24 protein-coding genes are annotated in these 22,772 nt (G+C 50.6%); 14 read left to right on the forward strand and 10 right to left on the reverse strand.

Annotation, left to right across the window (positions count from 1 at the left end; all coding sequences use genetic code 11):
• Nucleotides 1-59 precede the first annotated feature (59 nt).
• Together tehA and AAZR23_RS17925 are read left to right on the forward strand one after the other, a co-directional pair.
• Nucleotides 60-1,052 (forward strand): dicarboxylate transporter/tellurite-resistance protein TehA, encoded by a 993-nt coding sequence (gene tehA / locus AAZR23_RS17920; RefSeq protein ID WP_218453884.1) that lies wholly within the window; start codon nucleotides 60-62, stop codon nucleotides 1,050-1,052.
• Between the two features lie 321 nt (nucleotides 1,053-1,373).
• Nucleotides 1,374-2,774 (forward strand): nucleobase:cation symporter-2 family protein, encoded by a 1,401-nt coding sequence (locus tag AAZR23_RS17925; protein WP_046892860.1) that lies wholly within the window; start codon nucleotides 1,374-1,376, stop codon nucleotides 2,772-2,774.
• Between the two features lie 51 nt (nucleotides 2,775-2,825).
• Here AAZR23_RS17925 and AAZR23_RS17930 read toward each other — a convergent pair whose 3' ends face one another.
• The gene (locus tag AAZR23_RS17930; RefSeq protein ID WP_046892861.1) at nucleotides 2,826-3,689 is read right to left on the reverse strand and encodes a YicC/YloC family endoribonuclease; all 864 of its coding nucleotides are present in this window, start codon (nucleotides 3,687-3,689) and stop codon (nucleotides 2,826-2,828) included.
• A gap of 124 nt (nucleotides 3,690-3,813) precedes the next feature.
• Between AAZR23_RS17930 and rph the strand changes: the two genes are divergently transcribed.
• Entirely contained in the window at nucleotides 3,814-4,542 is a 729-nt protein-coding gene (gene rph / locus AAZR23_RS17935; RefSeq protein ID WP_195432610.1) for a ribonuclease PH, read from the forward strand.
• A gap of 80 nt (nucleotides 4,543-4,622) precedes the next feature.
• Nucleotides 4,623-5,270 carry an orotate phosphoribosyltransferase gene (pyrE, locus tag AAZR23_RS17940; RefSeq protein ID WP_230059887.1) on the forward strand — a complete coding sequence of 216 codons (648 nt, stop codon included), beginning with the start codon at nucleotides 4,623-4,625 and terminating at the stop codon, nucleotides 5,268-5,270.
• A gap of 72 nt (nucleotides 5,271-5,342) precedes the next feature.
• Here pyrE and slmA read toward each other — a convergent pair whose 3' ends face one another.
• The 3 genes from slmA to coaBC all read right to left on the reverse strand — a co-directional run bounded on the left by slmA (nucleotide 5,343) and on the right by coaBC (nucleotide 7,691).
• A complete protein-coding gene (gene slmA / locus AAZR23_RS17945) occupies nucleotides 5,343-5,936 on the reverse strand; it encodes a nucleoid occlusion factor SlmA (protein WP_046892863.1) in 594 nt (197 codons plus the stop codon).
• A 104-nt stretch (nucleotides 5,937-6,040) separates the two neighbouring features.
• Nucleotides 6,041-6,499, reverse strand: a complete 459-nt coding sequence (gene dut / locus AAZR23_RS17950; RefSeq protein WP_434694187.1) for a dUTP diphosphatase — start codon at nucleotides 6,497-6,499, stop codon at nucleotides 6,041-6,043.
• Complete coding sequence (coaBC, locus tag AAZR23_RS17955; RefSeq protein WP_434694189.1) at nucleotides 6,477-7,691, reverse strand: bifunctional phosphopantothenoylcysteine decarboxylase/phosphopantothenate--cysteine ligase CoaBC; 1,215 nt, start codon at nucleotides 7,689-7,691, stop codon at nucleotides 6,477-6,479. Before coaBC ends, dut begins: the two co-directional genes overlap by 23 nt.
• Nucleotides 7,692-7,886: 195 nt before the next feature.
• Here coaBC and radC point away from each other — a divergent pair, with 195 nt between their 5' ends.
• The 6 genes from radC to mutM all read left to right on the forward strand — a co-directional run bounded on the left by radC (nucleotide 7,887) and on the right by mutM (nucleotide 12,657).
• Nucleotides 7,887-8,561, forward strand: a complete 675-nt coding sequence (gene radC / locus AAZR23_RS17960; RefSeq protein ID WP_434694190.1) for a RadC family protein — start codon at nucleotides 7,887-7,889, stop codon at nucleotides 8,559-8,561.
• A gap of 247 nt (nucleotides 8,562-8,808) precedes the next feature.
• On the forward strand, nucleotides 8,809-9,045 hold the full coding sequence (gene rpmB / locus AAZR23_RS17965; protein ID WP_015422374.1) for a 50S ribosomal protein L28: 237 nt from the start codon (nucleotides 8,809-8,811) through the stop codon (nucleotides 9,043-9,045).
• Between the two features lie 11 nt (nucleotides 9,046-9,056).
• Nucleotides 9,057-9,224, forward strand: coding sequence for a 50S ribosomal protein L33 (gene rpmG, locus AAZR23_RS17970; protein WP_004236665.1), 168 nt, complete (start codon nucleotides 9,057-9,059; stop codon nucleotides 9,222-9,224).
• 453 nt (nucleotides 9,225-9,677) lie between these two features.
• Nucleotides 9,678-10,586: a glycosyltransferase family 2 protein gene (locus AAZR23_RS17975; RefSeq protein ID WP_434694193.1), complete on the forward strand. Its 909-nt coding sequence runs from the start codon at nucleotides 9,678-9,680 to the stop codon at nucleotides 10,584-10,586.
• A 540-nt stretch (nucleotides 10,587-11,126) separates the two neighbouring features.
• Entirely contained in the window at nucleotides 11,127-11,837 is a 711-nt protein-coding gene (locus AAZR23_RS17980) for an O-antigen ligase family protein (protein ID WP_247717485.1), read from the forward strand.
• Between the two features lie 10 nt (nucleotides 11,838-11,847).
• Nucleotides 11,848-12,657 carry a bifunctional DNA-formamidopyrimidine glycosylase/DNA-(apurinic or apyrimidinic site) lyase gene (mutM, locus tag AAZR23_RS17985; protein ID WP_054425739.1) on the forward strand — a complete coding sequence of 270 codons (810 nt, stop codon included), beginning with the start codon at nucleotides 11,848-11,850 and terminating at the stop codon, nucleotides 12,655-12,657.
• On the opposite strand, the gene coaD is transcribed toward mutM, so the two are convergent.
• Genes coaD through waaA form a run of 3 tightly spaced genes read right to left on the reverse strand, consistent with a single transcriptional unit; the run spans nucleotide 12,658 to nucleotide 15,196 of the window.
• Nucleotides 12,658-13,143 (reverse strand): pantetheine-phosphate adenylyltransferase, encoded by a 486-nt coding sequence (coaD, locus tag AAZR23_RS17990; protein ID WP_046892869.1) that lies wholly within the window; start codon nucleotides 13,141-13,143, stop codon nucleotides 12,658-12,660.
• Nucleotides 13,140-13,919, reverse strand: coding sequence for a glycosyltransferase family 2 protein (locus tag AAZR23_RS17995; protein ID WP_434694196.1), 780 nt, complete (start codon nucleotides 13,917-13,919; stop codon nucleotides 13,140-13,142). Before AAZR23_RS17995 ends, coaD begins: the two co-directional genes overlap by 4 nt.
• Nucleotides 13,919-15,196: a lipid IV(A) 3-deoxy-D-manno-octulosonic acid transferase gene (gene waaA / locus AAZR23_RS18000; RefSeq protein ID WP_434694198.1), complete on the reverse strand. Its 1,278-nt coding sequence runs from the start codon at nucleotides 15,194-15,196 to the stop codon at nucleotides 13,919-13,921. Before waaA ends, AAZR23_RS17995 begins: the two co-directional genes overlap by 1 nt.
• A gap of 225 nt (nucleotides 15,197-15,421) precedes the next feature.
• Between waaA and rfaQ the strand changes: the two genes are divergently transcribed.
• Genes rfaQ through AAZR23_RS18020 form a run of 4 tightly spaced genes read left to right on the forward strand, consistent with a single transcriptional unit; the run spans nucleotide 15,422 to nucleotide 19,729 of the window.
• On the forward strand, nucleotides 15,422-16,495 hold the full coding sequence (rfaQ, locus tag AAZR23_RS18005; RefSeq protein WP_434694199.1) for a putative lipopolysaccharide heptosyltransferase III: 1,074 nt from the start codon (nucleotides 15,422-15,424) through the stop codon (nucleotides 16,493-16,495).
• On the forward strand, nucleotides 16,492-17,619 hold the full coding sequence (locus AAZR23_RS18010) for a glycosyltransferase family 4 protein (protein ID WP_182106293.1): 1,128 nt from the start codon (nucleotides 16,492-16,494) through the stop codon (nucleotides 17,617-17,619). The genes rfaQ and AAZR23_RS18010 overlap by 4 nt, the downstream gene beginning before the upstream one ends.
• Nucleotides 17,619-18,740 (forward strand): glycosyltransferase, encoded by a 1,122-nt coding sequence (locus AAZR23_RS18015; RefSeq protein ID WP_434694202.1) that lies wholly within the window; start codon nucleotides 17,619-17,621, stop codon nucleotides 18,738-18,740. Before AAZR23_RS18010 ends, AAZR23_RS18015 begins: the two co-directional genes overlap by 1 nt.
• Nucleotides 18,741-18,751: 11 nt before the next feature.
• Entirely contained in the window at nucleotides 18,752-19,729 is a 978-nt protein-coding gene (locus AAZR23_RS18020) for a polysaccharide deacetylase family protein (RefSeq protein ID WP_434694204.1), read from the forward strand.
• 2 nt (nucleotides 19,730-19,731) lie between these two features.
• On the opposite strand, the gene rfaC is transcribed toward AAZR23_RS18020, so the two are convergent.
• The 3 genes from rfaC to rfaD are packed head-to-tail and all read right to left on the reverse strand — an operon-like array spanning nucleotide 19,732 to nucleotide 22,704.
• Nucleotides 19,732-20,709: a lipopolysaccharide heptosyltransferase RfaC gene (rfaC, locus tag AAZR23_RS18025; RefSeq protein WP_434694205.1), complete on the reverse strand. Its 978-nt coding sequence runs from the start codon at nucleotides 20,707-20,709 to the stop codon at nucleotides 19,732-19,734.
• On the reverse strand, nucleotides 20,694-21,755 hold the full coding sequence (gene rfaF / locus AAZR23_RS18030; RefSeq protein ID WP_434694207.1) for an ADP-heptose--LPS heptosyltransferase RfaF: 1,062 nt from the start codon (nucleotides 21,753-21,755) through the stop codon (nucleotides 20,694-20,696). Before rfaF ends, rfaC begins: the two co-directional genes overlap by 16 nt.
• A 10-nt stretch (nucleotides 21,756-21,765) precedes the next feature.
• Nucleotides 21,766-22,704, reverse strand: a complete 939-nt coding sequence (rfaD, locus tag AAZR23_RS18035) for an ADP-glyceromanno-heptose 6-epimerase (protein ID WP_434694208.1) — start codon at nucleotides 22,702-22,704, stop codon at nucleotides 21,766-21,768.
• Nucleotides 22,705-22,772 lie beyond the last annotated feature (68 nt).

The following is a 22,772-nucleotide window of genomic DNA, read 5'->3' on the forward strand; positions in this document are numbered from 1 at the left end:
TATTATTTAGTTCCCGTACACCTGTACCGGGAATGATAGGACGACAGAGCTGAACAGATATGAGCATTGCACTGATAAATAAGATTAAATCCGTTTCTTCCCGGTTTTCAGCCGGGTATTTCGGCATGGTTCTCGGGCTTATCGGCACCGGGATGGCGTGGCGCTATGCCGCGGCTGAGCAGGGATATCCGGCATTCATCGGTGAGGTGATTATCGGTGCCGGTTGCGCGGTCTGGCTGGTGCTGATATCCCTGTTTATTATCCGCAGTTTCTGTTTCCCGGAAAAAATGACCGATGAGTTCCGTCATCCGGTAGCCAGTGGGTTTTCCAGCCTGTTACCGGCAACCACCGTACTGGTGGCGATGGGGCTGACGCCTTATTTTCCGCTGTTTTCCACCGGATTGTTTGCCCTTGGTGCAGTAGCGCAGCTCTCTTATGCCGCGTGGCTGGTCGGCTCCCAGTGGAAAGGGGAGTACCCGAAAGCAGCAACCACCCCGGTACTTTATCTGCCGACCGTCGCTAATAATTTTATCTGTGCCATGGCATGTGGTGCGCTCGGGTTTACTGACCTTGGTATTCTCTTTTTCGGCGCCGGGGTTTTCTCCTGGCTGAGCCTGGAACCGGCGATCCTGAAACGTATCCGCAGTGACGGGCTGATGGATGAAAAATCACGTCTCTCTTTCGGTATTCAGCTGGCACCGGCACTGGTGGCATGCAGCGCCTATCTGGCAGTGAATCAGAATCATATTGATTTCTTTGCCAAGATGCTGCTCGGCTACGGGTTACTGCAACTGGTATTTATGATCAGGCTGATCCCCTGGTTTACCCGGCAGGCATTTACCTTATCATTCTGGAGTTTTTCATTCGGCGTATCAGCACTGGCAAAATCCTCTCTGAATATCAGCATGTCTTCAGATAGTGAATTTATCCACCTTCTGGCATTCACTCTGTTTATCTTTTCCAACGCCTTTATTCTGCTGCTGGTGGTGAATTCATTACGTCTGCTGGTCAGAAAACAAATCACCCGCGCCCGTATCCGCGGGGAAAACTGATATTCAGCCGCCGGTTACCGGCGGTTATCAATTTGATTGTTTATTAATCATCATTCTCATAATGATATCTGCACTGAAAATCACCGGCATCCTGATGTCATCAGTACAAATAGTGAACAATTTCACAAAGTGATCAAAAACTCCGTTATTAATCACATTTTATAACCCTTTTCTCCGTTTATACCCTCTCCTGGTGTGGTTATTGCTTTATCTGTTGATACAGATTGCATGACAGCCGTCTGTTCTCCACAAGAATCTTAAATAAAAACAGATAGTTATTAACAGAGTCAGATAGTCAAATTCACGTACAGGAGAGAAGAGATGTCTGATCAACAAAACACAGCATCTGATCTTATTTACCAGCTCGAGGATAAACCCCCGTTTTTACAGGCGATTATTGGTGCCGTGACCCATCTGCTGGCGATTTTTGTCCCGATGGTCACACCGGCGCTGATTGTCGGTACGGCCTTACAGTTATCGCCTGAGACCAATGCGTATCTTGTTTCCATGGCCATGATTGCCTCCGGTGTCGGCACCTGGCTGCAGGTAAACCGCTACGGCATGGTCGGCTCGGGGTTATTATCGATTCAGTCCGTTAACTTTTCATTTGTGACAGTGATGATTGCCATCGGAACCAGCATGCGGGCTGATGGTGTTGATGAGGAACTGTTACTGTCCACTATCTTCGGTATCTCGTTTGCCGGTGCGTTCTTAGTTGTGGGATCGTCTTTTATCCTGCCCTATCTGCGCCGGGTGATTACGCCGACAGTCAGCGGTATTGTGGTTCTGATGATCGGGCTGAGCCTGATAAAAGTCGGGATTATTGATTTCGGCGGCGGCTTCTCCGCCAAGTCGTCCGGCACTTTCGGAGATTATCAGAATATCGGTGTCGGGTTGCTGGTTCTACTGGTGGTTATCGGGTTTAACTGCTGCAAAAGCCCGCTGCTGCGCATGGGCGGGATCGCGATCGGGCTGATTGTCGGCTATGTCTGCGCCCTGTTTCTGGGGATGGTCGATTTCAGTCAGATGAGCAAAGCCGCGTTTATCACGATCCCGGTGCCGTTCAAATATGGTTTCTCGTTTAACTTCGCCCATTTCCTGGTCGTCGCCATTATTTATCTGCTCAGTGTGCTGGAGGCGGTCGGTGACCTGACGGCAACCGCACTGGTGTCCGGGCAGAAAATTCAGGGGCCGGAATTTCAGTCCCGTCTGAAAGGCGGTGTGATGGCGGACGGTCTGGTGTCTGTGGCGGCATCCGCGATGAGTTCACTGCCGCTGACTACATTTGCCCAGAATAACGGGGTCATTCAGATGACCGGAGTGGCTTCCCGCCATGTCGGGAAAATCATTGCGGTTATCTTGGTGATTCTGGGACTGTTTCCGGGGATCGGCTGGTTTTTTACAACGATTCCGGCACCGGTGCTGGGTGGCGCTATGACACTGATGTTCTCTATGATTGCCATTGCGGGGATACGCATCATTCTGTCGAATGGTCTGCGCCGCCGCGAAACCCTGATTGTGGCGACCTCGCTGGGGCTTGGACTGGGTGTTTCTTATGACCCGGCGGTTTTCCACGTCCTGCCGACATCCCTTTACGCATTGGCAGAAAACCCGATCTGTATGGGTGGTGTGACAGCTATTATTCTGAATTTAATTATTCCGATCAGTAAAGAAAAAGAACCGGATGATATTGAAGAATCTGTGAGGGAAGAGGAAGTTTAATTAAAGTCATCTGACAGCCCGCGTATTTCAGCGGGCTGTGAGTATTATGTATTACTCAATATTCTGGATCTGCTCACGCATCTGCTCAATCAGCACTTTCAGTTCAATGGCGGAACTGGTGATACCGGCATTGATGGATTTTGAAGCGAGGGTGTTCGATTCGCGGTTGAATTCCTGCATCATAAAGTCCAGACGGCGGCCGACAGCCTCTTTTTTCTTCAGGATATTATGGGTTTCTTTTACATGCGCATCGAGACGATCTAACTCTTCCGCCACGTCAATACGCTGTGCCAGCAGGATCAGTTCCTGTTCCAGACGGTTCGGATCCACCTGAATCTGTGCGTCATCCAGTTTGCTTTGCAGGCGCTCACGCTGCCATAACAGGATATCCGGCATCTGTGCGCGGACTTTGCGGACTTCTTCTGTCACACCGTCAAGGCGCTGCTCGATTAAGGTTTTCAGTGCCGCCCCTTCACGCTCGCGGGCATCAATAAAGGCCGTGATGGTATCATCGAGTGCTGCCAGCAGTTCTTCACTGATGGTATCCAGATCCTGCTCCTGTGCAGACATCACGCCCGGCCAGCGCAGAATTTCCAGCGGGTTGATTTCCCCTTCGTGACTGTAGTTTTTAACCCAGTTTGCTGCCGCGACCAGCTGTTTTGCCAGCTCTTCATTCATATTCAGCCCGCTTTGCGCGTTGCTGCTCAGGTCAAAACGGAGGTTACACTCCACTTTGCCGCGGGTCAGACGCTGACGCAGACGCTCACGGATCACCGGCTCCAGGCTGCGGAGCTGTTCCGGCAGGCGGATGTAGGTTTCAAGGTAGCGCTGGTTAACAGAGCGGAGTTCCCATGAGGCGGTGCCCCACGGGCGTTTGACTTCCTGACGGGCAAACGCGGTCATACTACGGATCATAATATCTGTCCTGTGATGGATTTATTGCTCTGATTATAGCGCTGTTATGGTGTTAAGGCATAGGCATTCACCGGTTTAAGCCGTATAATGCGCCCCCAACAGTTAACTGAACCGGAGAATCGCTATGAGTCAGTCATCACGTCCCGCTGGCCGGGGAACAGACCAGGTGCGTCCTATTACTATCACCCGTCATTATACCAAACATGCCGAAGGCTCTGTGCTGGTGGAGTTCGGTGACACTAAAGTGTTATGTAATGCCTCCGTTGAAGAAGGTGTGCCGCGTTTCCTGAAAGGTCAGGGACAGGGCTGGATCACTGCCGAATACGGCATGCTGCCGCGCGCAACCAATTCCCGTAATGCCCGTGAAGCTGCCCGTGGTAAACAGACCGGCCGCACAATGGAAATCCAGCGCCTGATCGCGCGTTCGCTGCGCGCTGCGGTTGATCTGACCAAACTGGGCGAATTCACCATCACTCTCGACTGTGATGTTATCCAGGCTGACGGCGGTACCCGTACTGCTGCTATCAGTGGTGCCTGTGTGGCGCTGGCTGATGCACTGAATCAGATGGTCGCAAAAGGCCAGCTGAAAGCCAGCCCGCTGAAATCCATGGTTGCCGCCGTTTCTGTCGGTATCGTGGACGGCGAGCCGCGCTGTGATCTGGAATATGTCGAGGATTCTGCGGCAGAAACCGATATGAATGTGGTCATGATTGATGACGGACGGATGATTGAAGTCCAGGGCACGGCAGAAGGTGCGCCGTTCAGTCATGATGAGTTGCTGTCGTTACTGGCCCTTGCAAGGGGCGGGCTGGAAACCATTTTTTCCGCCCAGAAGGCGGTATTAGAAAATTAATCAGAAGGCGACGTGATAGTCGCCTTTTTTATGCCTGTGATTCAGGCGCGTTATCCGTAAATCAGAATCAGGAGATCCCGATGAAAGCTTATCAGCGCGAATTTATTGAACTTGCGATGAAAAAACAGGTACTTAAATTTGGTGAATTTACGCTGAAGTCCGGCCGGAAAAGCCCGTATTTCTTTAATGCCGGGTTATTTAATACCGGACGGGATTTGGCGCTGCTCGGACGCTTTTATGCTGCGGCATTGTGTGACAGTGGTGTGCAATATGATGTCCTGTTCGGACCGGCCTATAAAGGCATTCCGATTGCAACGACGACCGCGGTTGCACTGGCGGAGCATCATGATCTTGATATGCCATACTGTTTTAACCGTAAAGAAGCCAAAGACCACGGGGAAGGCGGAACACTGGTCGGCAGCCCGCTGAATGGCCGGATTGTGGTGGTAGATGACGTGATCACCGCCGGGACGGCAATTCGTGAATCGATGGAAATCATCAGACAAAATAATGCAACACTTGCCGGTGTAATGCTGAGTCTTGATCGTCAGGAAAAAGGCAAAGGCGAGTTATCAGCGGTTCAGGAAGTGGAACGTGATTACGGTTGTCAGGTATTCTCCATCATCACACTGAATGATTTAATCAGTTATCTGGCGGAAGATCCGCAGATGGATACCCATTTACAGGCTGTACGGGCTTACCGTGAGCAGTACGGTATTGAAATCTGAGCGTAACAGCAGGTAAAAAAAAGCCCTCGCCCAATAAAACGGGCGGGGTGAGTAGTTTAACTAAAAACGGTGTTACTGAAGTTGTGCAAGGATCAGCGGCCAGCGGGCTTCAAATTCCTGTGTCGGCCGGTATTTAAATTCTGAGCGAACAAAACGGGACAGCATGCCTTCGCAAAAGGCGAGTAGCTGAGATGCTAACAGGCTTTCGTCATAAGTAAAACCGCTGCCGTCACGGATTCGCTTTTCTTTTAAGACCTGGCGCAACTGAGCTTCGATTCGTTCATACAACTGATTAATTCTGCTCTGTAATTTATCCTGTTCAAACATCAGCGCATGACCGGTCATGATACGGGTCAGGCCCGGATTTTTTTCCGAGAACCCCAGGAGGAGCATCAGAATCAGTTTTATCCGCGAAATGGTTTCTTTCTCATCCTGAAGGATAAGGTTTATCCGCGAAATCAGTGAGTCCTCAATAAATACAATCAGGCTGTCGAACATTTTTGTTTTACTGGAAAAATGACGATAGAGCGCTGCTTCTGAAACCCCTACGCTGGCGGCAAGCTTAGCGGTTGTTATACGCTGACTGCCGTCGCTGGACTCAAGCATCTGCGCAAGCGCCTGCAGGATCTCCTCGCGCCTGTTCTTCTTTTTTGTACTTTCTGCCATGTCAGATAAAACCCCTGCGTTAAAGCAAACACACATCTGCCTGCTGACAGCAGTACAACAGTACCACTGTCAGAAAAGTGACGGAGATAACGGCGTTATTAGTATTATTGACGGCCTGAATGGCCAAATCCGCCGGCTCCGCGTTCACTTTCGGTAAATTCTTCAACAATATTGAATTCAGCCTGAACAACAGGAACGATAATCATCTGTGCAATACGTTCGCCCGGTTCAATCGTGAAAGTGGTGTCGCCCCGGTTCCAGACAGATACCATCAGCTGTCCCTGGTAGTCAGAGTCGATTAAGCCCACCAGATTGCCGAGAACCACGCCATGTTTGTGGCCGAGCCCGGAGCGCGGCAGCACCATTGCCGCCAGAGACGGGTCTGCAATATGGACGGCAAGACCGGTCGGCAGTAACAGCGTTTGCCCCGGTTTCAGTTCGGTGGTTTCATCCAGACAGGCACGTAAGTCGAGACCCGCAGAGCCCGGTGTGGCGTAGGCCGGTAACGGAAATTCCCCGCCGATACGCGGATCAAGAATCTTAATGTCGATTTTTTTGGTCATAGTGTTTCAGTATTTCGTCCAGTAAATGGTGGCTGAGCTCTGATTTGCTCATGTTCGGTAAGCTGATATCGCCGGTATGCCAGTACAGATGCAGGGCGTTGTTGTCACTGTTAAACCCTTGGTTTTCAACAGAAACGTCATTGGCGCAAATCATATCGAGCTGCTTTTTCACCAACTTGCCGCGCGCGTATTCTTCCACATTTTGGGTTTCAGCTGCAAATCCAATCACAAACGGACGGTTTTTTTCCAGAGCGCCGACACCGGCGATCACATCCGGGTTTTTCACCATTGTGAAAGTGATTTCGTCACCCTGTTTTTTAATTTTCTCAGGTGCAACCGCTTTGGCGCGGTAATCGGCCACAGCAGCACAGCCGATAAAAATGTCCTGCTGCGGGGCTGTCAGCTGTGCGGCATCATTCATTTCACAGGCACTGCTGACATCAATACGTTTAACACCCGGTGGTGTCGGTAATGTGACAGGCCCGGCTATCAGAGTGACATCCGCACCACGTGCTGCGGCAGTGGCAGCAATGGCAAAGCCCATTTTACCGGAGCTGTGATTGCTGATGAAACGTACCGGGTCGAGTGCTTCGCGTGTCGGCCCTGCGGTGATGGCCAGACGGATGCCGGTCATGTCCTGTTTTTTGCGGAAGTGCTGTTCTGCCCGTGAGACTATCTCTGACGGGTCCAGCATGCGTCCCGGGCCGGTGTCACCACATGCCTGACTGCCGCTGTCCGGTCCCCAGACGGCAAAACCGAGCTGTTCCAGATGCGCGAGGTTCTCCTGAGTGGTCTGCGCTCTGTACATCTGCTGGTTCATGGCCGGTGAAACGGCAATGGCGGCATCTGATGCCAGGCAAATAGTGGTGACCAGGTCATTGGCCATACCGGCACTCAGGCGGGCAATCAGATCAGCGGTGGCGGGCGCGAGAATAATGAGATCAGCCCATTTCCCCAGTTCAATATGGCCCATTGCCGCCTCAGCTGCCGGGTCAAGCACACTTTCCGCAACCGGGAAGCCGGAAACGGCCTGAAGTGTGAGCGGGGTGATAAATGCGGTTGCAGCAGGTGTCATGGCGACACGGACAATTGCCCCCCGGTCACGCAGACGGCGGACAATCTCAGGGGTTTTATAGGCTGCGATACCACCACTGATACCCAGAACTATCTGTTTTCCTGTCAGTTCGGACATTGTGTTTTATCCAGTTATTTTTCGGAGACAGGCGATTTTACCACAACACTGCCGTATGGGTAGGGTGCTGTGTATTTATCCAGCTAAATAATGTTTTTTCTTCGGCGTGCCTCGCAAAAATAGGGGGTTTTATGCGGAAAAACAGCCGGAGCTGACATACTTTTTCCGGTAAAACAGGAAAGAAACGGAGAAAAAATGGACAACATAACCGGAAATACGGCATTGATGCCGAGAGAGAAACTGATCGCATACGGGGCATCGGTACTGAGTGATTCAGAGTTGCTGGCGATTTTTTTACGTACCGGCACCCGGGATCGGCCGGTCAGGCAGTTTGCTGAGTATCTGCTGGAGGTTTTCGGATCACTTCACCGGTTGCTGACAGCCGGTTATGAGGAATTCAAACCCCTGAACGGTATCGGGGACAGTAAATTTTGTCAGATGCAGGCGATTGTGGAATTGTCCCGGCGCTATTTCAGCAGCCAGTTTCAGGAAACACAATTTCTCAGCAGCGCCTGTACCGTAAAGGCATATCTTAATCAGCGGCTGGCCGGGCAGGAGCGGGAAGTGTTTGTTGTGCTTTTTCTCAACAATCAGAACCAGCTTATCCGTTATGAAGAGATGTTTTCCGGTACGGTAAACTGTGTGGAAGTGCATCCCAGAGAGATTTTGCGCCTGGCGCTCAAAGTGAATGCAGTTTCTGTGATTCTGGCGCATAATCACCCCTCCGGTAACGAAAACCCCAGCCGGGCTGACCGTCTGCTGACAAAAAAAATTGTTCAGGCATGTGAGCTGGTGGGGATTAACGTATTGGATCACCTGATTGTCGGGAAATTCAATACGTTTTCGTTTGCAGAACACGAGCTGATCTGAGCAGTTTTTTTCGCAGAAACACACGATCTTTACTGTTCGGGTCTTGAGCGTTTGCGCCGGAAAGCGTATACTACGCCACCTTTGAGGATCTTGGGTTTGGCGAGAAGAGCCTATCTCAGCATATTTTTGCTGGTTGACAGAGCAATTTCCCGGCGAGTCAAAAGTAAGCTGAGATGGGCTCCTAAGCCTGACGAGGCAGCCTCACCCAATACAAAGCTCGAGCTGATTAGATTTTTGGAGAATAGACATGTCCCGAGTCTGCCAAGTTACTGGCAAGCGTCCGATGAGCGGTAACAACCGTTCTCACGCATTAAATGCGACCAAACGTCGTTTTCTGCCGAACCTGCACTCTCACCGTTTCTGGGTTGAGTCTGAAAAACGTTTCGTGACTCTGCGTGTATCTGCTAAAGGTATGCGTATCATTGATAAAAAGGGTATCGAGGCTGTTTTAGCTGATTTACGTACCCGCGGTGAGAAGTACTAAGGAGCTGAAAAATGGCTAAAGGTATTCGCGAAAAGATCAAACTGGTTTCTTCTGAAGGTACAGGTCACTTCTATACCACTACGAAGAACAAACGTACTATGCCTGAAAAACTGGAAATGAAAAAATTCGATCCGGTTGTTCGCAAGCATGTAATGTACAAAGAAGCAAAAATTAAGTAATTTCTGCTTTCTGATTGAAAAAACCCGGCTTCGGCCGGGTTTTTTATTGCCTGTTATCCGGCGGAGGAGAGCTGACAAAGGGTTATCTTTTCATCTGTACTCATTCTTTGAGTCAGGTAGTGCAATTTGCTGGTATTTTACAAATTATTAGTGTTTTTATATAAAATGGTATCATTTTTAATGTTAATTGAAGATAAAATCATAGATAAATCGTATACTTATCTTAAATACTGATTGTAAGAGTATTAAAATATTATGATTACTGTATCATTTACGGGTAGTATTGCTTTATCAGAACATACAACGACAAAAGCTGATTTATTTATTATTTTTATATAATTTTTATATGATTACGGAGTTGGCGTGTCAGTAGCCGCCAGAATCTGAATCAGTTTACTTCGCAGACCAAAACGAATGTTGGAATATGATATGGGTAACCCGGTTATTTCGGTCATGATTGCAGTACATAATGCGGAGTCATCAATTCTGGCCGCATTAGAGAGTCTGGATAATGCCCTGAATGAGAATGGTTCTCCGGAGAGGGTTGAAGCGATCATTATTAATGATGGCTCAACAGACAAATCATTAGATATTATCAGTCATTATCAGCCGCGGAATTTTATTAAAGTTGTTGAAACTGTTAATTTTTCTAATGTCGGTAAAGTCCGGCATTATGCGTATTCATTGTCCCGTGGCGAATATATCACAGCATTAGACAGTGATGATGTACTGAAAAACGGTGCACTGACCCTGGTTATGGATATTATACGGGAGCATCCGTTTGATTTACTGATAACCCGCCTGGATGAACATCATGACCGCAATCCGGTATTAGTGATTGAGGATAAACCGGTTATATCAATCACTCAGGACAGACTGAAAGAATTATATCTGGAACATAAGACGGTAAAAGGCCATTTACTCGGCAGATTTATCCGCCGGGATATCCTGACGGATGATATGTTTCCTGAGATTTTTTGCTATGAAGATGTGGTGATTACCGCAAATGTTATTTGTGCGGCTCAGAATATCCTGATCACTGACACTCAGATCTATTGTTACTATAAGCATCGCGGCAGTTTATCCACAGAGAAAAGTATGAATAAAACCGTCCTTTTCCTGCAGATTGTTTTATCGATGGAAAGTTTTTTCGTTAAAAATTCAAATGAAAAAGTGATGTTTGAAGGGCTGTTTGTTAAAGTCTGTTCTGATTATTTATCACGAAATAATAAACGTAAGCTTCCGCGTTTTGTTATGGAACGGTTCAATGATATCAAAGTATTTCGGTTTTTGTTCAGTTCAAAAGTAAGATTAAGCAGAAAAATAATGTTTTTAAAAATAAAGTCATCGGGAGCATTTTAAATGGTAATGAACAGAACATTACCAATTATTATTGGTATGTTAATGGCATTCTCGATGGTTATTGCTTCTTTTGCAGATACGTGGTCACGGGATTCTTATTTTATATTGAGTTATTTGTCTGTCATCGTGACAATCTGGCTGGTTTTTTTCAGAAAGATATCACTTTTCCGTGACCGTGCAGCCCTGCTTGTTGCTGCCTCATTTCTGTTGTTTGGTATCTCCCGGGTTGCGTGGTCATTTTTGATGAATGATGACGGGCCGGGTATTTATAAAAGTTATTCTCCGACAGCATCAAGAATTATACTCGGCGCCTTTATCTTTTGTGTTTGTATTTTATTAAAGAATGAACTGAGAAAATTTTTCAGTAATATATATGTATCAGGCGTCATCAAGGTACTGCCGCTTTATATTTTATTGTATGCACTTTATGATATTTTTGTTTTAAATAAAGACAGGGTGGAATTAGATACAAACCGGGCAACAGTTACTGCATATTTGGTCAGCGCAATTTTTTTTGTCAGTCTTAATTTTTGTGCTCAGGTGAAAAATAAATTAAATATTTCATTGTTTTTCACTAATCTGATAGTTTCAAATGCGATCATCATACTGACACAGACCCGTGCGGCAATCGCTGTCTACCTTCTGCTTTCTGTTTTTTATACCGCCATTGTTTTCCGCAAGAGCCTGAGTATTAAAAAGGTCAGTATTGTGGTTGTGCTTCTGCTGATTTTTGCAGGAACATCATATGAGTTCTTATATAAGTCCCGTATTAATGAGGCGATTACGGAAACTCAGGGTTATGATGTGACAAAACCGGGAGGGTCACTGGGCGACCGCTATACCATGTGGTACGCCGGGCTGTCTGCGTTTAAGCACGCACCGTTCGGACAATCTTTTCAGGCTCGTAATGACTTTATTTCAGAAAAAATAGCGGCCGGTAATATCAGTGATTCAATAGTTATTTATCTCACCGTACACCTGCACAGTGAGCTGATTGAGGTTCTGTCATTACAGGGGATCATCGGTGGTGTGCTGCTGGTGCTGATTTATCTCTCGCTGTTGTACGCCGGTATCCGGAATAAGAACCTCTTACTGATTATGATTACATTGTGCCTGGGTGGTTATGGCCTGACTGATGTCTTGTTCTTCAGCCGTGAGAGTATTACAGTTTATCTCCTGTGTATTGCCGTGGCGCTGGTGACCGGCGGTAAAGAAGATACCGCAGGGCAGCCACAGCCGATGAATCGCTGAGGAGTTATCTGTGCCTGAATTACCCGAGGTTGAAACCAGCCGGCGCGGCATTGAGCCGCATCTTGTTGGCAATACTATACGTTATGTTGAGGTCCGCAACCGGCGGCTGCGCTGGCCGGTGTCAGAGCAAATTGAGCGTCTGAGTGACCGGCCTGTGCTCAGTGTGCAGCGCCGCGCCAAATATCTGCTGGTTGAACTGCCGGAAGGGTGGATTATCATTCACCTGGGAATGTCCGGCAGCTTGCGTATTCTTTTGGAGGAAACACCGGAAGAGAAACACGATCATGTGGATATGGTACTGGGTGACGGCAAAATCCTGCGTTATACCGACCCGCGCCGTTTTGGTGCCTGGCTATGGGCAGATGATTTGGCAACCTGTCCGGTGCTGGCCAATCTGGGGCCGGAACCGCTGAGTGATGATTTTGACGCCGCTTATCTGTTCGCCAAATCCCGCAAACGGAATACACCGGTCAAAAGCTGGCTGATGGATAATAAGATAGTGGTGGGTGTCGGGAATATCTACGCCAATGAATCCCTCTATTTATCCCGTATTCATCCGCTGCGCCCCGCCAAAGATCTGACTGAGGATGAAGTTATCCGCCTGGTTGCCACCATTAAACAGGTACTGACGGAATCCATTAAACAGGGCGGTACCACGCTGAAGGATTTTTTACAGTCAGATGGTAAACCCGGTTATTTTGCCCAGGAACTGTTTGTGTACGGAAAACAGGGAGAGAACTGCCCGAACTGCGGACAGAAGATAGAAGTGGTGAAAGTCGGTCAGCGGAGCACGTTTTTCTGCCCCGCCTGTCAGCACTGATTACGACTTACCGAGTTTTTGCATCATCGCCTGTGCGACGGACTCCGGCAGAAATGCCGAGACGTCGCCGTCGTGCAGAGCCACATCTTTGATCAGGGATGAGGAAACAAAAGAGAGGTTCTGCGACGGCAGAAGGAAAACACTTTCCAGATCCTGCGCAAAATGGCGGTTCATATTCGCCAGCTGCCATTCATATTCAAAATCAGCAACAGACCTGACACCCCGGATCAGCACATTGGCGTTCTGCTTTTTGGCAAAATTCGCCATCAGCTCAGAAAACCCCAGCACTTCCACATTCGGGATGTGCGCACACACATCTTTGGCCAGCGCCACCCGCTCATCGAGAGTAAACATCGGATTTTTACGGCTGCTGTTGGCGATCGCCAGCAGGATGTGATCAAACATTTTTGAGGCGCGCTCAAGAATATCGATATGTCCGCAGGTAATGGGATCAAAAGTGCCGGGATAGATTGCGCGTGTTTTCATGATGCTGACTCATCGTTGTTGCTCAGGGACCACAGGGTGGCATATTTATTAAAGGTATATTGTGCATTCACAAATGCAAGGATAAGCCCCTGTTTACCGTCAAGGAATCCGGCTCTCAGCAGCCAGGTTTTGCAGAATGCACCGGCAGTGTGAGTCAGGACGGAGAGAAAAGAGCAGCGTTTACCGGCCAGATGGCGGGCTTTTGCCCAGTCAGCGGCATAACGCAGCTGTTTTTGCTGAAACTCCGGTAAGTCGCGGCAGGTCAGGTGCAAAACATCACCTTTCAGTGTGATGACATTGGCACCCTGTGTTTCCAGTGATTCATGAACCGCATTACTGTTGTACTGATATTGCTCCCGCGGATATAACCGCAGAACATGATTAGGGTACCAGCCGCTGTGTTTCATAAAACGCCCGAGAAACAGATTACGGCGGGCGAAACGATACACGGTATTTTTCTGTGGTGCGGCAAGTACCTGCTCAACGGCGTGTTTCAGCTCCGGGGTAACCCGTTCATCGGTATCCAGCATCAGGATATAATCCCCGGTGGCATATTGCTGGGCAATCTGCCGCTGGCGGCCGAAGCCCGGCCAGTCGCGATTTTCATACACCTGTGCGCCGGCATCGCGGGCAATGGTCAGCGTGTCGTCCTGACTGCCGGAATCGAGCACAATGATCTCATCTGCCAGGCCCTGAACGGAGTTCAGGCAATCACCGATAACATCGGCATTGTTTTTGCTGATCATCACAACAGAAAGGCGTTTTTTCTCTGTCATCAGTGGCTCCGCGGCGGCAGATATGGCCCGAGCAATTGCATCAGACGGTGCAGTGCGCCCTGATTTTCATGAAGTACCTCAGCGGCATGCCGTCCGCAGTACAGCCGGTAATCCTCATCATTAAGCAGATTACTGACTGCATCACTCAGACTTTGTTCATCCGTAACGGTCAGCAGGGCATCGGCCTGCTGTAATTTACCGCAGATGTTTTTGAAATTGAACGTGTGCGGTCCCATCAGTACCGGCAGTGCGTGTGCAGCGGCTTCCAGCGGATTATGCCCGCCGCGCTCAACCAGGCTGCCGCCGACAAACGCGATATCCGCCAGTCCGTACAGCAGCATCAGTTCGCCCATAGTATCCCCGACCACGACCTGTGTTTCCGGTGACGGAATGGTATTACTGCTGCGCATCACATAGGTCAGACCGGCTTTTTCGGTCAGTTCCCGTGCTTTGGCAAACCGTTCCGGATGGCGCGGTACCAGGATCAGCAGAAGATTCGGAAAGCGGTTCAGCAGGGTTTTATGGGCACTGAGGATAATTTCTTCCTCGCCTTCATGGGTGCTGGTTGCGATCCAGACCGGGCGGCGGGCGGCCCACTGACGGCGCAGGGTAACGGCTTTGGCGGCCAGTTCCGGCGTGACAGAAATATCGAATTTCAGGCTGCCGGTCACATGCAGTTGCTGGCGGCGCAGCCCGAGTTCAATAAAGCGTTCCCCGTCTTCCTGATTCTGCGCGGCGACCAGTGTGATCCGGTTCAGGATGGTTTTCACGAAACTGCCCGCTTTTTTATAACCGGCAGCCGAGCGCGCGGAGAGGCGGGCATTGGCAATCACCAGCGGAATTTTCCGGCGGTGAAGTTCGGTTATCATGTTCGGCCACAGTTCCGTTTCCATTACGATCACCAGTTTCGGCTGAACCGTATTGAAAAACCGTTTCATCGAACCCGGTAAGTCATAAGGCAGATAGACGTGGTAAACATCATCCCCTAATGCGGATAAAACACGCTCTGAACCGGTGGGGGTCATCGTGGTGACAGTGATAGGTAACGTCGGATAATGGTGGCGTAACGCACGAACCAGCGGTACTGCGGCGAGTGTTTCGCCGACAGAAACTGAGTGCAGAATGATGCCGCCGGTGCCGGTTTTCCCTTTACAGAAACCATAACGTTCACCCCAGCGTCTGCGGTAGGCCGGGGAGCGGCGGCTGCGCCATAACAGACGTAACCAGATAAGAGGTTGGATCAGGTAAAGCAGAGCCTGGTATACACGCAGTAACATTTTATCAGTTTCGCAGATAAGATTGCGGCAATAGTAGCATAAAACTAACACGAATAGCGCATTAAAAAGCATAAACCCGGTGGTGCCGGGGGCGGAATTACGGTTGTCCGGCACAACACACTGCGCTATCTGTTAATACTGCCGGGAACGATTTATGGTAATCTGTGCCTCAGATATTGATACCTGGTATTCTTTGATTTTTGTCTGATCTTAAATGGAACTCTTATGCAAACAGCATCCGCGCCGGTACAGCGTATTCTGGTAATAAAACTCCGTCATCACGGCGATATGCTGCTGATAACACCAGTGATTAATACACTGAAAGCGAATTACCCGGATGCTGAGGTGGATGTTCTCCTGTATCAGGAAACGGCACCAATGCTCAGCCGTCATCCCGGTATCAGCCATATTTTTGCCATGGACAGAGCCTGGCGTAAAGAAGGAACCTGTAAACGTATCGGGCATGAGTGGCGTTTACTGAAATCCCTGCGTCAGCGCCGTTATGATCTGGTGGTGAATCTGGCCGATCAGTGGTACAGCGCGATCGTGACCCGTTTTACCGGTGCCCGCATCCGTGTCGGGCTCGATCTGTGGAAACGGCAGAGTATTTTCTGGAAAAAATGTTACACCCTGCTGGCGGATACCTCACAGGAACTGACCACACATACGGTGGAGCAAAATCTTAACGGGTTAGCGCCGCTGAATCTGCCGGTGACTGTCAGTCATGTCACGATGGCGTATTCAGAGGAAGACCGGCAGAAGACAGAGCAGCTTTTGCAGCATAAACAGGTGACCGGTGAGTATATTGTGGTGCAGCCGACGTCCCGCTGGTTCTACAAATGCTGGGATGACGACAAAATGAGTGATGTTATCCGCACCCTGGCGGATGAAGGGCATCAGATTATCCTCAGCAGCGGGCCGGATGCGCGTGAAAAAGAGATGGTGGCATCCATCCTGGCGCGGTGTCAGCAGGCGGTGGCAGACGGCCGGATTGTCTCCGTTGCCGGGGAACTGACCCTGCCTCAGCTTGCGGCTCTGATTGATCGCGCAAAACTGTATATTGGTGTGGATTCTGTTCCGATGCATATGGCCGCCGCTCTGAAAACCCCCATGATAGCCCTGTTCGGCCCGACAAAACTGGTGTTCTGGTCGCCGTGGCAGGCAACCGGTGAGATCATTAAAGCATCAGACTACGGCGAACAGCCGGACCCGGATGATGTGGATACCGGGACGGATGAACGTTACCTGAGTCCGATCCCGGCAGAAGCAGTGATTGCAGCGGCACGGAGATATTTATGAAAGAGATGCGTCTGGCGATTGTCCGTCAGAAATACCGTCCGGACGGCGGCGCGGAGCGTTTTGTATCCCGGGCACTGGAGGCTCTGGATAATCAAAATCTGGAGCTGAATGTCATCACCCGCTCCTGGCAGGGCGCAGCTGCACCCGGCTGGCATATTCATGTGGTGAATCCGCCGAAATGGGGCCGGATCAGCCGTGAACGGGGATTCGCGAATGCAGCCCGTACCTGCTGGCAAAAAGAAAAATTTGATATTGTGCAGAGCCATGAGCGTATTGCCGGCTGTGATATTTACCGGGCCGGTGATGGTGTGCACCGCCGCTGGCTGTTGCAGCGGGCGCGGGTACTGCCTGCCTGGCGGGCAAAACTGTTATTTGCCTCACCGTACCACCGTTATGTGATGAAGGCGGAGCAGGAGATGTACCATGATCCGCACTTTAAGCAGGTGATTTGTAATTCAGTGATGGTAAAAAAAGAGGTGATGGAAGACTTTGGTTTGTCAGAGTCACAGATAACCGTCATCTATAACGGGATTGATTCTGAGAAATTTCATCCGTTACCGGAAGCTGAGCGCCTTGCGCTGCGGCAGACTTATCAAATCCCGGCAGCGGCAAAATGTCTGGTGTATGTCGGTTCCGGATTTGAACGCAAAGGGCTTGCGGCCGCGATTGCTGCTGTCAGCCGCAATGACGCGTATCTGCTGGTAATCGGTCAGGATAAGGCAGAAAAAAAATATCGTCAGTTAGCCGTGTCTCTGGGGTGTGCTGATCGTATCCGCTTTGCGGGCATGCAGAAACAGACACTGCCGTTTTATCAGATGAGTGACGGGCTGCTGCTGCCGACGCTGTATGATCCGTTCCCGAATGTGGTACCGGAGGCGATGGCCTGCGCACTGCCGGTGATCACCAGCACCACCTGCGGCGGAGCGGAGTTTATCACGCAGGGTGAAGAGGGGTTTGTCTGTGATGCGCTCGATATTGACGGGCTGGCAGAGGCGGTATCACAACTCCCTTGTGATCACCTCAGCAGCCGGATGTCGGAATGTGCCCGGCAGCGGGTTTTACCTTATACACCGGCGGCGTTATCACAGCAGCTTATCGATCTTTACGGGCGGGTCCTGGCATAATGAAACAGCATATCTTATTTATTATTGACGGTTTACCGGGCGGCGGCGCTGAACGGGTGGTTCTGAGCCTGAGCCACGGACTGGTTCTGGCCGGTTATGATGTGACGCTGTTATCACTCAGTAATACCCGTGATTATGACATTCCGGAAGGTGTGGATTATCAGGTATCCGCAGACACATACCGGGGATTGTTCCGTCGTCAGACTGAAATCCGGCGTCGTGCCGGAAAGATGGACACTTTTTTATCCGGCCTGTTCGCCCGCAAAGGTAAACCGGTACTGGTGGTGTCCAATCTGCACAAAACCGACCGTATTGTCGCCGCATCACAGGCGCTGGCCGGACTGAATATCTGGTTCTGTCTTCACGGTATGTTTTCGGCCAGTTATCTGGGGAATAAAACCGGTCTGCGCCGCCGCGTGAAACAGGCGAAAATCCGCAGTGTGTATAACGGACGGAATATTATCGGGGTTTCCGGTGCGGTGTGCCGGGATTTATGTGAAAACGTCGGGGTGACTCCGCAGCAGTGTGTGACTATTTATAACCCGTTTGATGTTGCGGATATTCAGCGCCAGTCGCTGAAAGGTAATCCGTATCAGGGGCAGGATTATATGGTGCATCTCGGGCGTTTTCATGAGGTAAAACGGCAGGATAGATTACTGACCGCATTTGCGCTGGCTAATCTGCCGTGCAAACTGCTGCTGGCGGGGCAGGGCAGTGAGTCGTTTACACAGACACTGAAAAGCCAGGTGGCCGAACTGGGGCTGGAAGACAGAGTGGAATTTATCGGCTTTCAGTCAAAACCGATGCCGATCATCCGTGGTGCGAAAGCGGTGGTTCTGAGTTCTGACAGCGAGGGACTTTCTTCTGTTCTGATCGAATCGCTGATCTGCGGTACACCGGTTGTCAGTACCCGCTGTCCGGGCGGGATCAGTGAAATTATGACCGGTGAACTTACCGCCTATTTATCCGACCTGACCCCTGTCAGCCTGGCGGAGAAAATCCGCCTGGTTTATGAACATCCGCCGGTGATCACCCCGGAGATGTATCATAAGTTTGAGCAGCAGACGATAGTCAGTCAGTACTGCGACCTGATTCAGCCAGTCCCGTCAACACACGCGTGAGGAGCACAACCATGGCGAAACCCGCTTTTATCATCACCCTTGATACGGAAGGGGATAACCTCTGGGAATCCGGTCCGGCGATCACCACGCAGAACACCCGGTTTTTACCGCGTTTTCAGACACTGTGTGAGAAGTTCAGCTTTAAGCCGGTCTGGCTGACCAATTATGAAATGGCAACCGATGATGCCTATATTGAATTTGCGCAGGATGTGATTGCCCGGCAGACCGGAGAGATCGGCATGCATCTGCATGCCTGGAACAGTCCGCCGCTGAAAGCACTGACAGCGGATGATGATCGCTTCCAGCCCTATCTGATTGAGTACCCTGACGATGTGATGAAAGAAAAAATTAATGTCATGACATCGCTGCTGGAAGATAAATTACAGACCAAAATGGTCAGTCACCGTGCAGGCCGCTGGGCATTCAATGAAAAATACGCCCGCTTACTGGCGGAGTTTGGTTATCAGACCGATTGTTCCGTGACACCACGGGTGAACTGGGCATATACCCCCGGAGCACCGGCACCCATCGGTAACGGCGGCACCAATTACCTGAACTTTCCGTCTGACGCCTATTTTATGGATCTGAATGATATCCGCCGTGCCGGGGATTCTTCTCTGTTACAGGTGCCGATGAGTGTTCAGTTCCGCCATTCCCCGCTGATGAACGGTCTGAAACAGTTTTACGACACGTTACGCGGCAAAAAGCGTTCGCCGTCCGTAAACTGGCTGCGGCCGAAAGGCGGGAATCTGGCGCAGATGCAGCAGGTGGTTGATGCCTGTCTGGCTCAGGGAAACGATCACATTGAATTTATGCTGCATTCATCTGAGTTTATGCCGGGCGGAAGCCCGACATTCAGGGATGAGGCGGCGATTGATGCACTGTATGATGATCTGGAACAGCTGTTTGCGTATATCGCTCAGCGTGCGGAAGGGATGACGCTGGCGGAGTTTTATCAGCGGAAACTCGCACAGCGTAACGCATCGTAATCTTAACGCGGCATGTGCTCTGCCATTGCGGCGAGCACATCATCCGCACTGACCGATGACAAATCCCCGTCTTTTGCTGTCAGGGCAAACTGTCCTTTACCGTAACCGCCGATAAGTCCCGGATCAGTCGGGCCGTACAGGGTGATATTGGGTTTATCCAGTGCCGCCGTCAGGTGGCTCAGTCCGGTATCCACTGAAATCACGCCCTCCGCACCGGCAATTTCTGCCGCCACACCGGCCAGTGATAATTTCGGTAACACATGCACATGTGTAAATCCGGCAGCCAGACGCTGCGCCCGCTCCTGTTCATGCGGTGCACCCCACGGCAGACGGATATGCAGACCACTGTCAGACAGCTGTGCAAACAGCGCCCGCCAGTGTGACTCCGGCCAGTGTTTGGCATCGCGGGTGGTGGCGTGCAGGCAGACCAGATACGGCGTGGTCTCTGCCGGTGTGGTGCGGTTATTCAGAAAATGGGCGGCAATCGCATAATCGCCCGGTATCTGCGGTTTTTCATAGCCGAGACTCAGGGAAAAAAGCTGACGGATGCGCTCAACGGCATGCTGTGTCTTACTGACAGCGTGTTTTTCATCATAGAAAAAACTTGCCAGCGGTTCGCGGATACTGTGCCGGTCATAGCCGTGTTTGCGGCCGTGAGCCAGCCGGGTGACCAGCAGTGCGCTTTTAATCAGCCCCTGTGCATCAATTACTGCATCATAAGTCTGTGATTGTACGGTTTCGCGGAACTGACTGCGCTCACTGCGGATATCACGGCGGAACCAGTTTTTCCGCCAGCGGCGGATAGCGACCGGGATGACGCGATCAACCGCAGAGTGCCAGCCCGGGATCTGGGCGAAGCCCTCTTCAACCACCCAGTCAAAGGTGATATCCGGGAATACCTGCACGGCGTCAGTCAGTGCGGGCAGCGTATGCAGCACATCGCCCATCGACGAGGTTTTGACGATTAACACACGGCGCATGGCGGGGAACTCTTCAGCAAATCATCCAGTTCAGACAGAACACGTTCCGGCTGAATATCAATCAGGCTCTGGTGATAGCCCTCATGCGCATCCCCTTTGCGGACTTTGTGATAACCGGTGATCAGGCGGATAACGCGGGCCTTATCTGACAGCGGTGGTGTGAAATCCGGGCTGCTCGGGCCGTATAAGGCGACCAGCGGACGATCCAGTGCGGCGGCCACATGCATCAGACCGGAATCGTTGGTGATAATGGCATGACAACCGGCAATCAGGTTTACCGCCTGTTCCAGTGAGGTTTTTCCGGCCAGATTCAGGCAGTTTTCACGCTGCTCATCACTGAGCATGGTGAGAATATCCTCTCCGGCGGCGTGATCTTTTTCCGAGCCGAACAGGATTATCTGAAAATCACGCTCATCAATCAGTTTCTTCGCTAATTCACCGTAGTGATAATGCGGCCAGCGTTTGGCCGGGCCAAACTCAGCCCCCGGACAAAAACCGATGACCGGACGGTGATCGCTGATATTAAACGCCGCCATACTTTCGGCGATATCCTCATCCCGCACCACCAGCTTCGGCCACAACAGAGGTTGCGGCAGGGCGGTGGCGGCAGGGACATCCGCTTTATCATACGCGAGGGCAACATAGCGCTGCACCATCAGCGGAAAAGCGGCTTTGTCGAGTTTCCGGTGATCGTTGAGCAGACCATAACGCATCTCGCCCAGCCAGCCGGTACGCACCGGGATCTTCGCAAAAAACGGCACCAGCGCCGATTTTAACGAGTTCGGCAGCACATAAGCACGATCATACTTATTATCACGCAGGGAATGCCCCAGACGGCGGCGCTCACCGAGCGCCAGCGCGCCGTGGCCGAGCGGCATGGCGATGGCGTCATCCACTTCCGGCATTTTTGCCAGCAGCGGACGGCACCACGCGGGGGCCATCACATCAATCGTTGCCTGCGGATAACGTGTTTTCAGGGTACGGTAAAGGCTTTGTGACATCATCATGTCACCGACCCACGACGGCCCGATCACCAGAATTTTCATGTGTGTTTAATTAATTTCCCTGATTTAACCAAGCCATATATTCACGAACACCTTCGGCGACCGTTTTGAATTCGCCCGGATAACCCGCTGCACGCAGATTGGTCAGGTCAGCCTGGGTATAAGCCTGATAGCGGCCTTTCAGTTTTTCCGGGAACGGGATGTAATCGAGCGCGCACTGACGCTCGCTGTGGAAACCGGTCACGGCATCGGCGACCGCCCGGAAAGATTCCGCACGGCCGGTGCCGCAGTTGAAAATACCGGATTTGGCATTTTTCCAGAACCACAGGTTCACATCAGCCACATCACCCACATAGATGAAATCGCGCAGGAAGTTTTCGCTGCCGGAGAATAATTTCGGGTTTTCGCCGTTTAAAATCTGGTTATTCAGATGGAAAGCGACACTGGCCATGCTGCCTTTATGGCCTTCACGCGGGCCGTACACATTGAAATAACGGAAACCGCAGATCTGAGATTCTGCTTCCGGCAGGATTTCGCGGACATACTGATCAAACAGGAATTTCGAATAACCATACACATTTAATGGTTTTTCATACTGCCGATCTTCAATAAAGTTATCACTGCGCCCGCCGTAGGTGGCGGCAGAAGAGGCATACAGGAACGGGATCCGGCGATCCAGACAATAATGCAGCAGTTCTTTGGAGTACTGATAGTTATTATCCATCATGTACTTGCCGTCCCACTCGGTCGTGGAAGAACAGGCACCTTCATGGAAAACCGCCTCGACATCTCCGAAATCATCCCCGGCCACAATACCGGCGATAAAATCTTCTTTATCTATGTAATCGGCGATATTCAGATCCACCAGATTGACAAACTTGGTACCGTCTTTCAGGTTATCCACGACTAAAATATCAGTGTAGCCGTCATCATTCAGTGCTTTTACAATATTGCTGCCGATAAATCCGGCGCCGCCGGTGACAATAATCATCACGCATTCCTCTGTTCGGTTCATTTAAGAAAATGAAAAAATCACTGTTTTCATCATAGCATTGATGG

It is taken from the genome of Morganella sp. Je.2.23 (assembly GCF_051129855.1).
Classification (GTDB): Bacteria; Pseudomonadota; Gammaproteobacteria; order Enterobacterales; family Enterobacteriaceae; genus Morganella; species Morganella sibonii.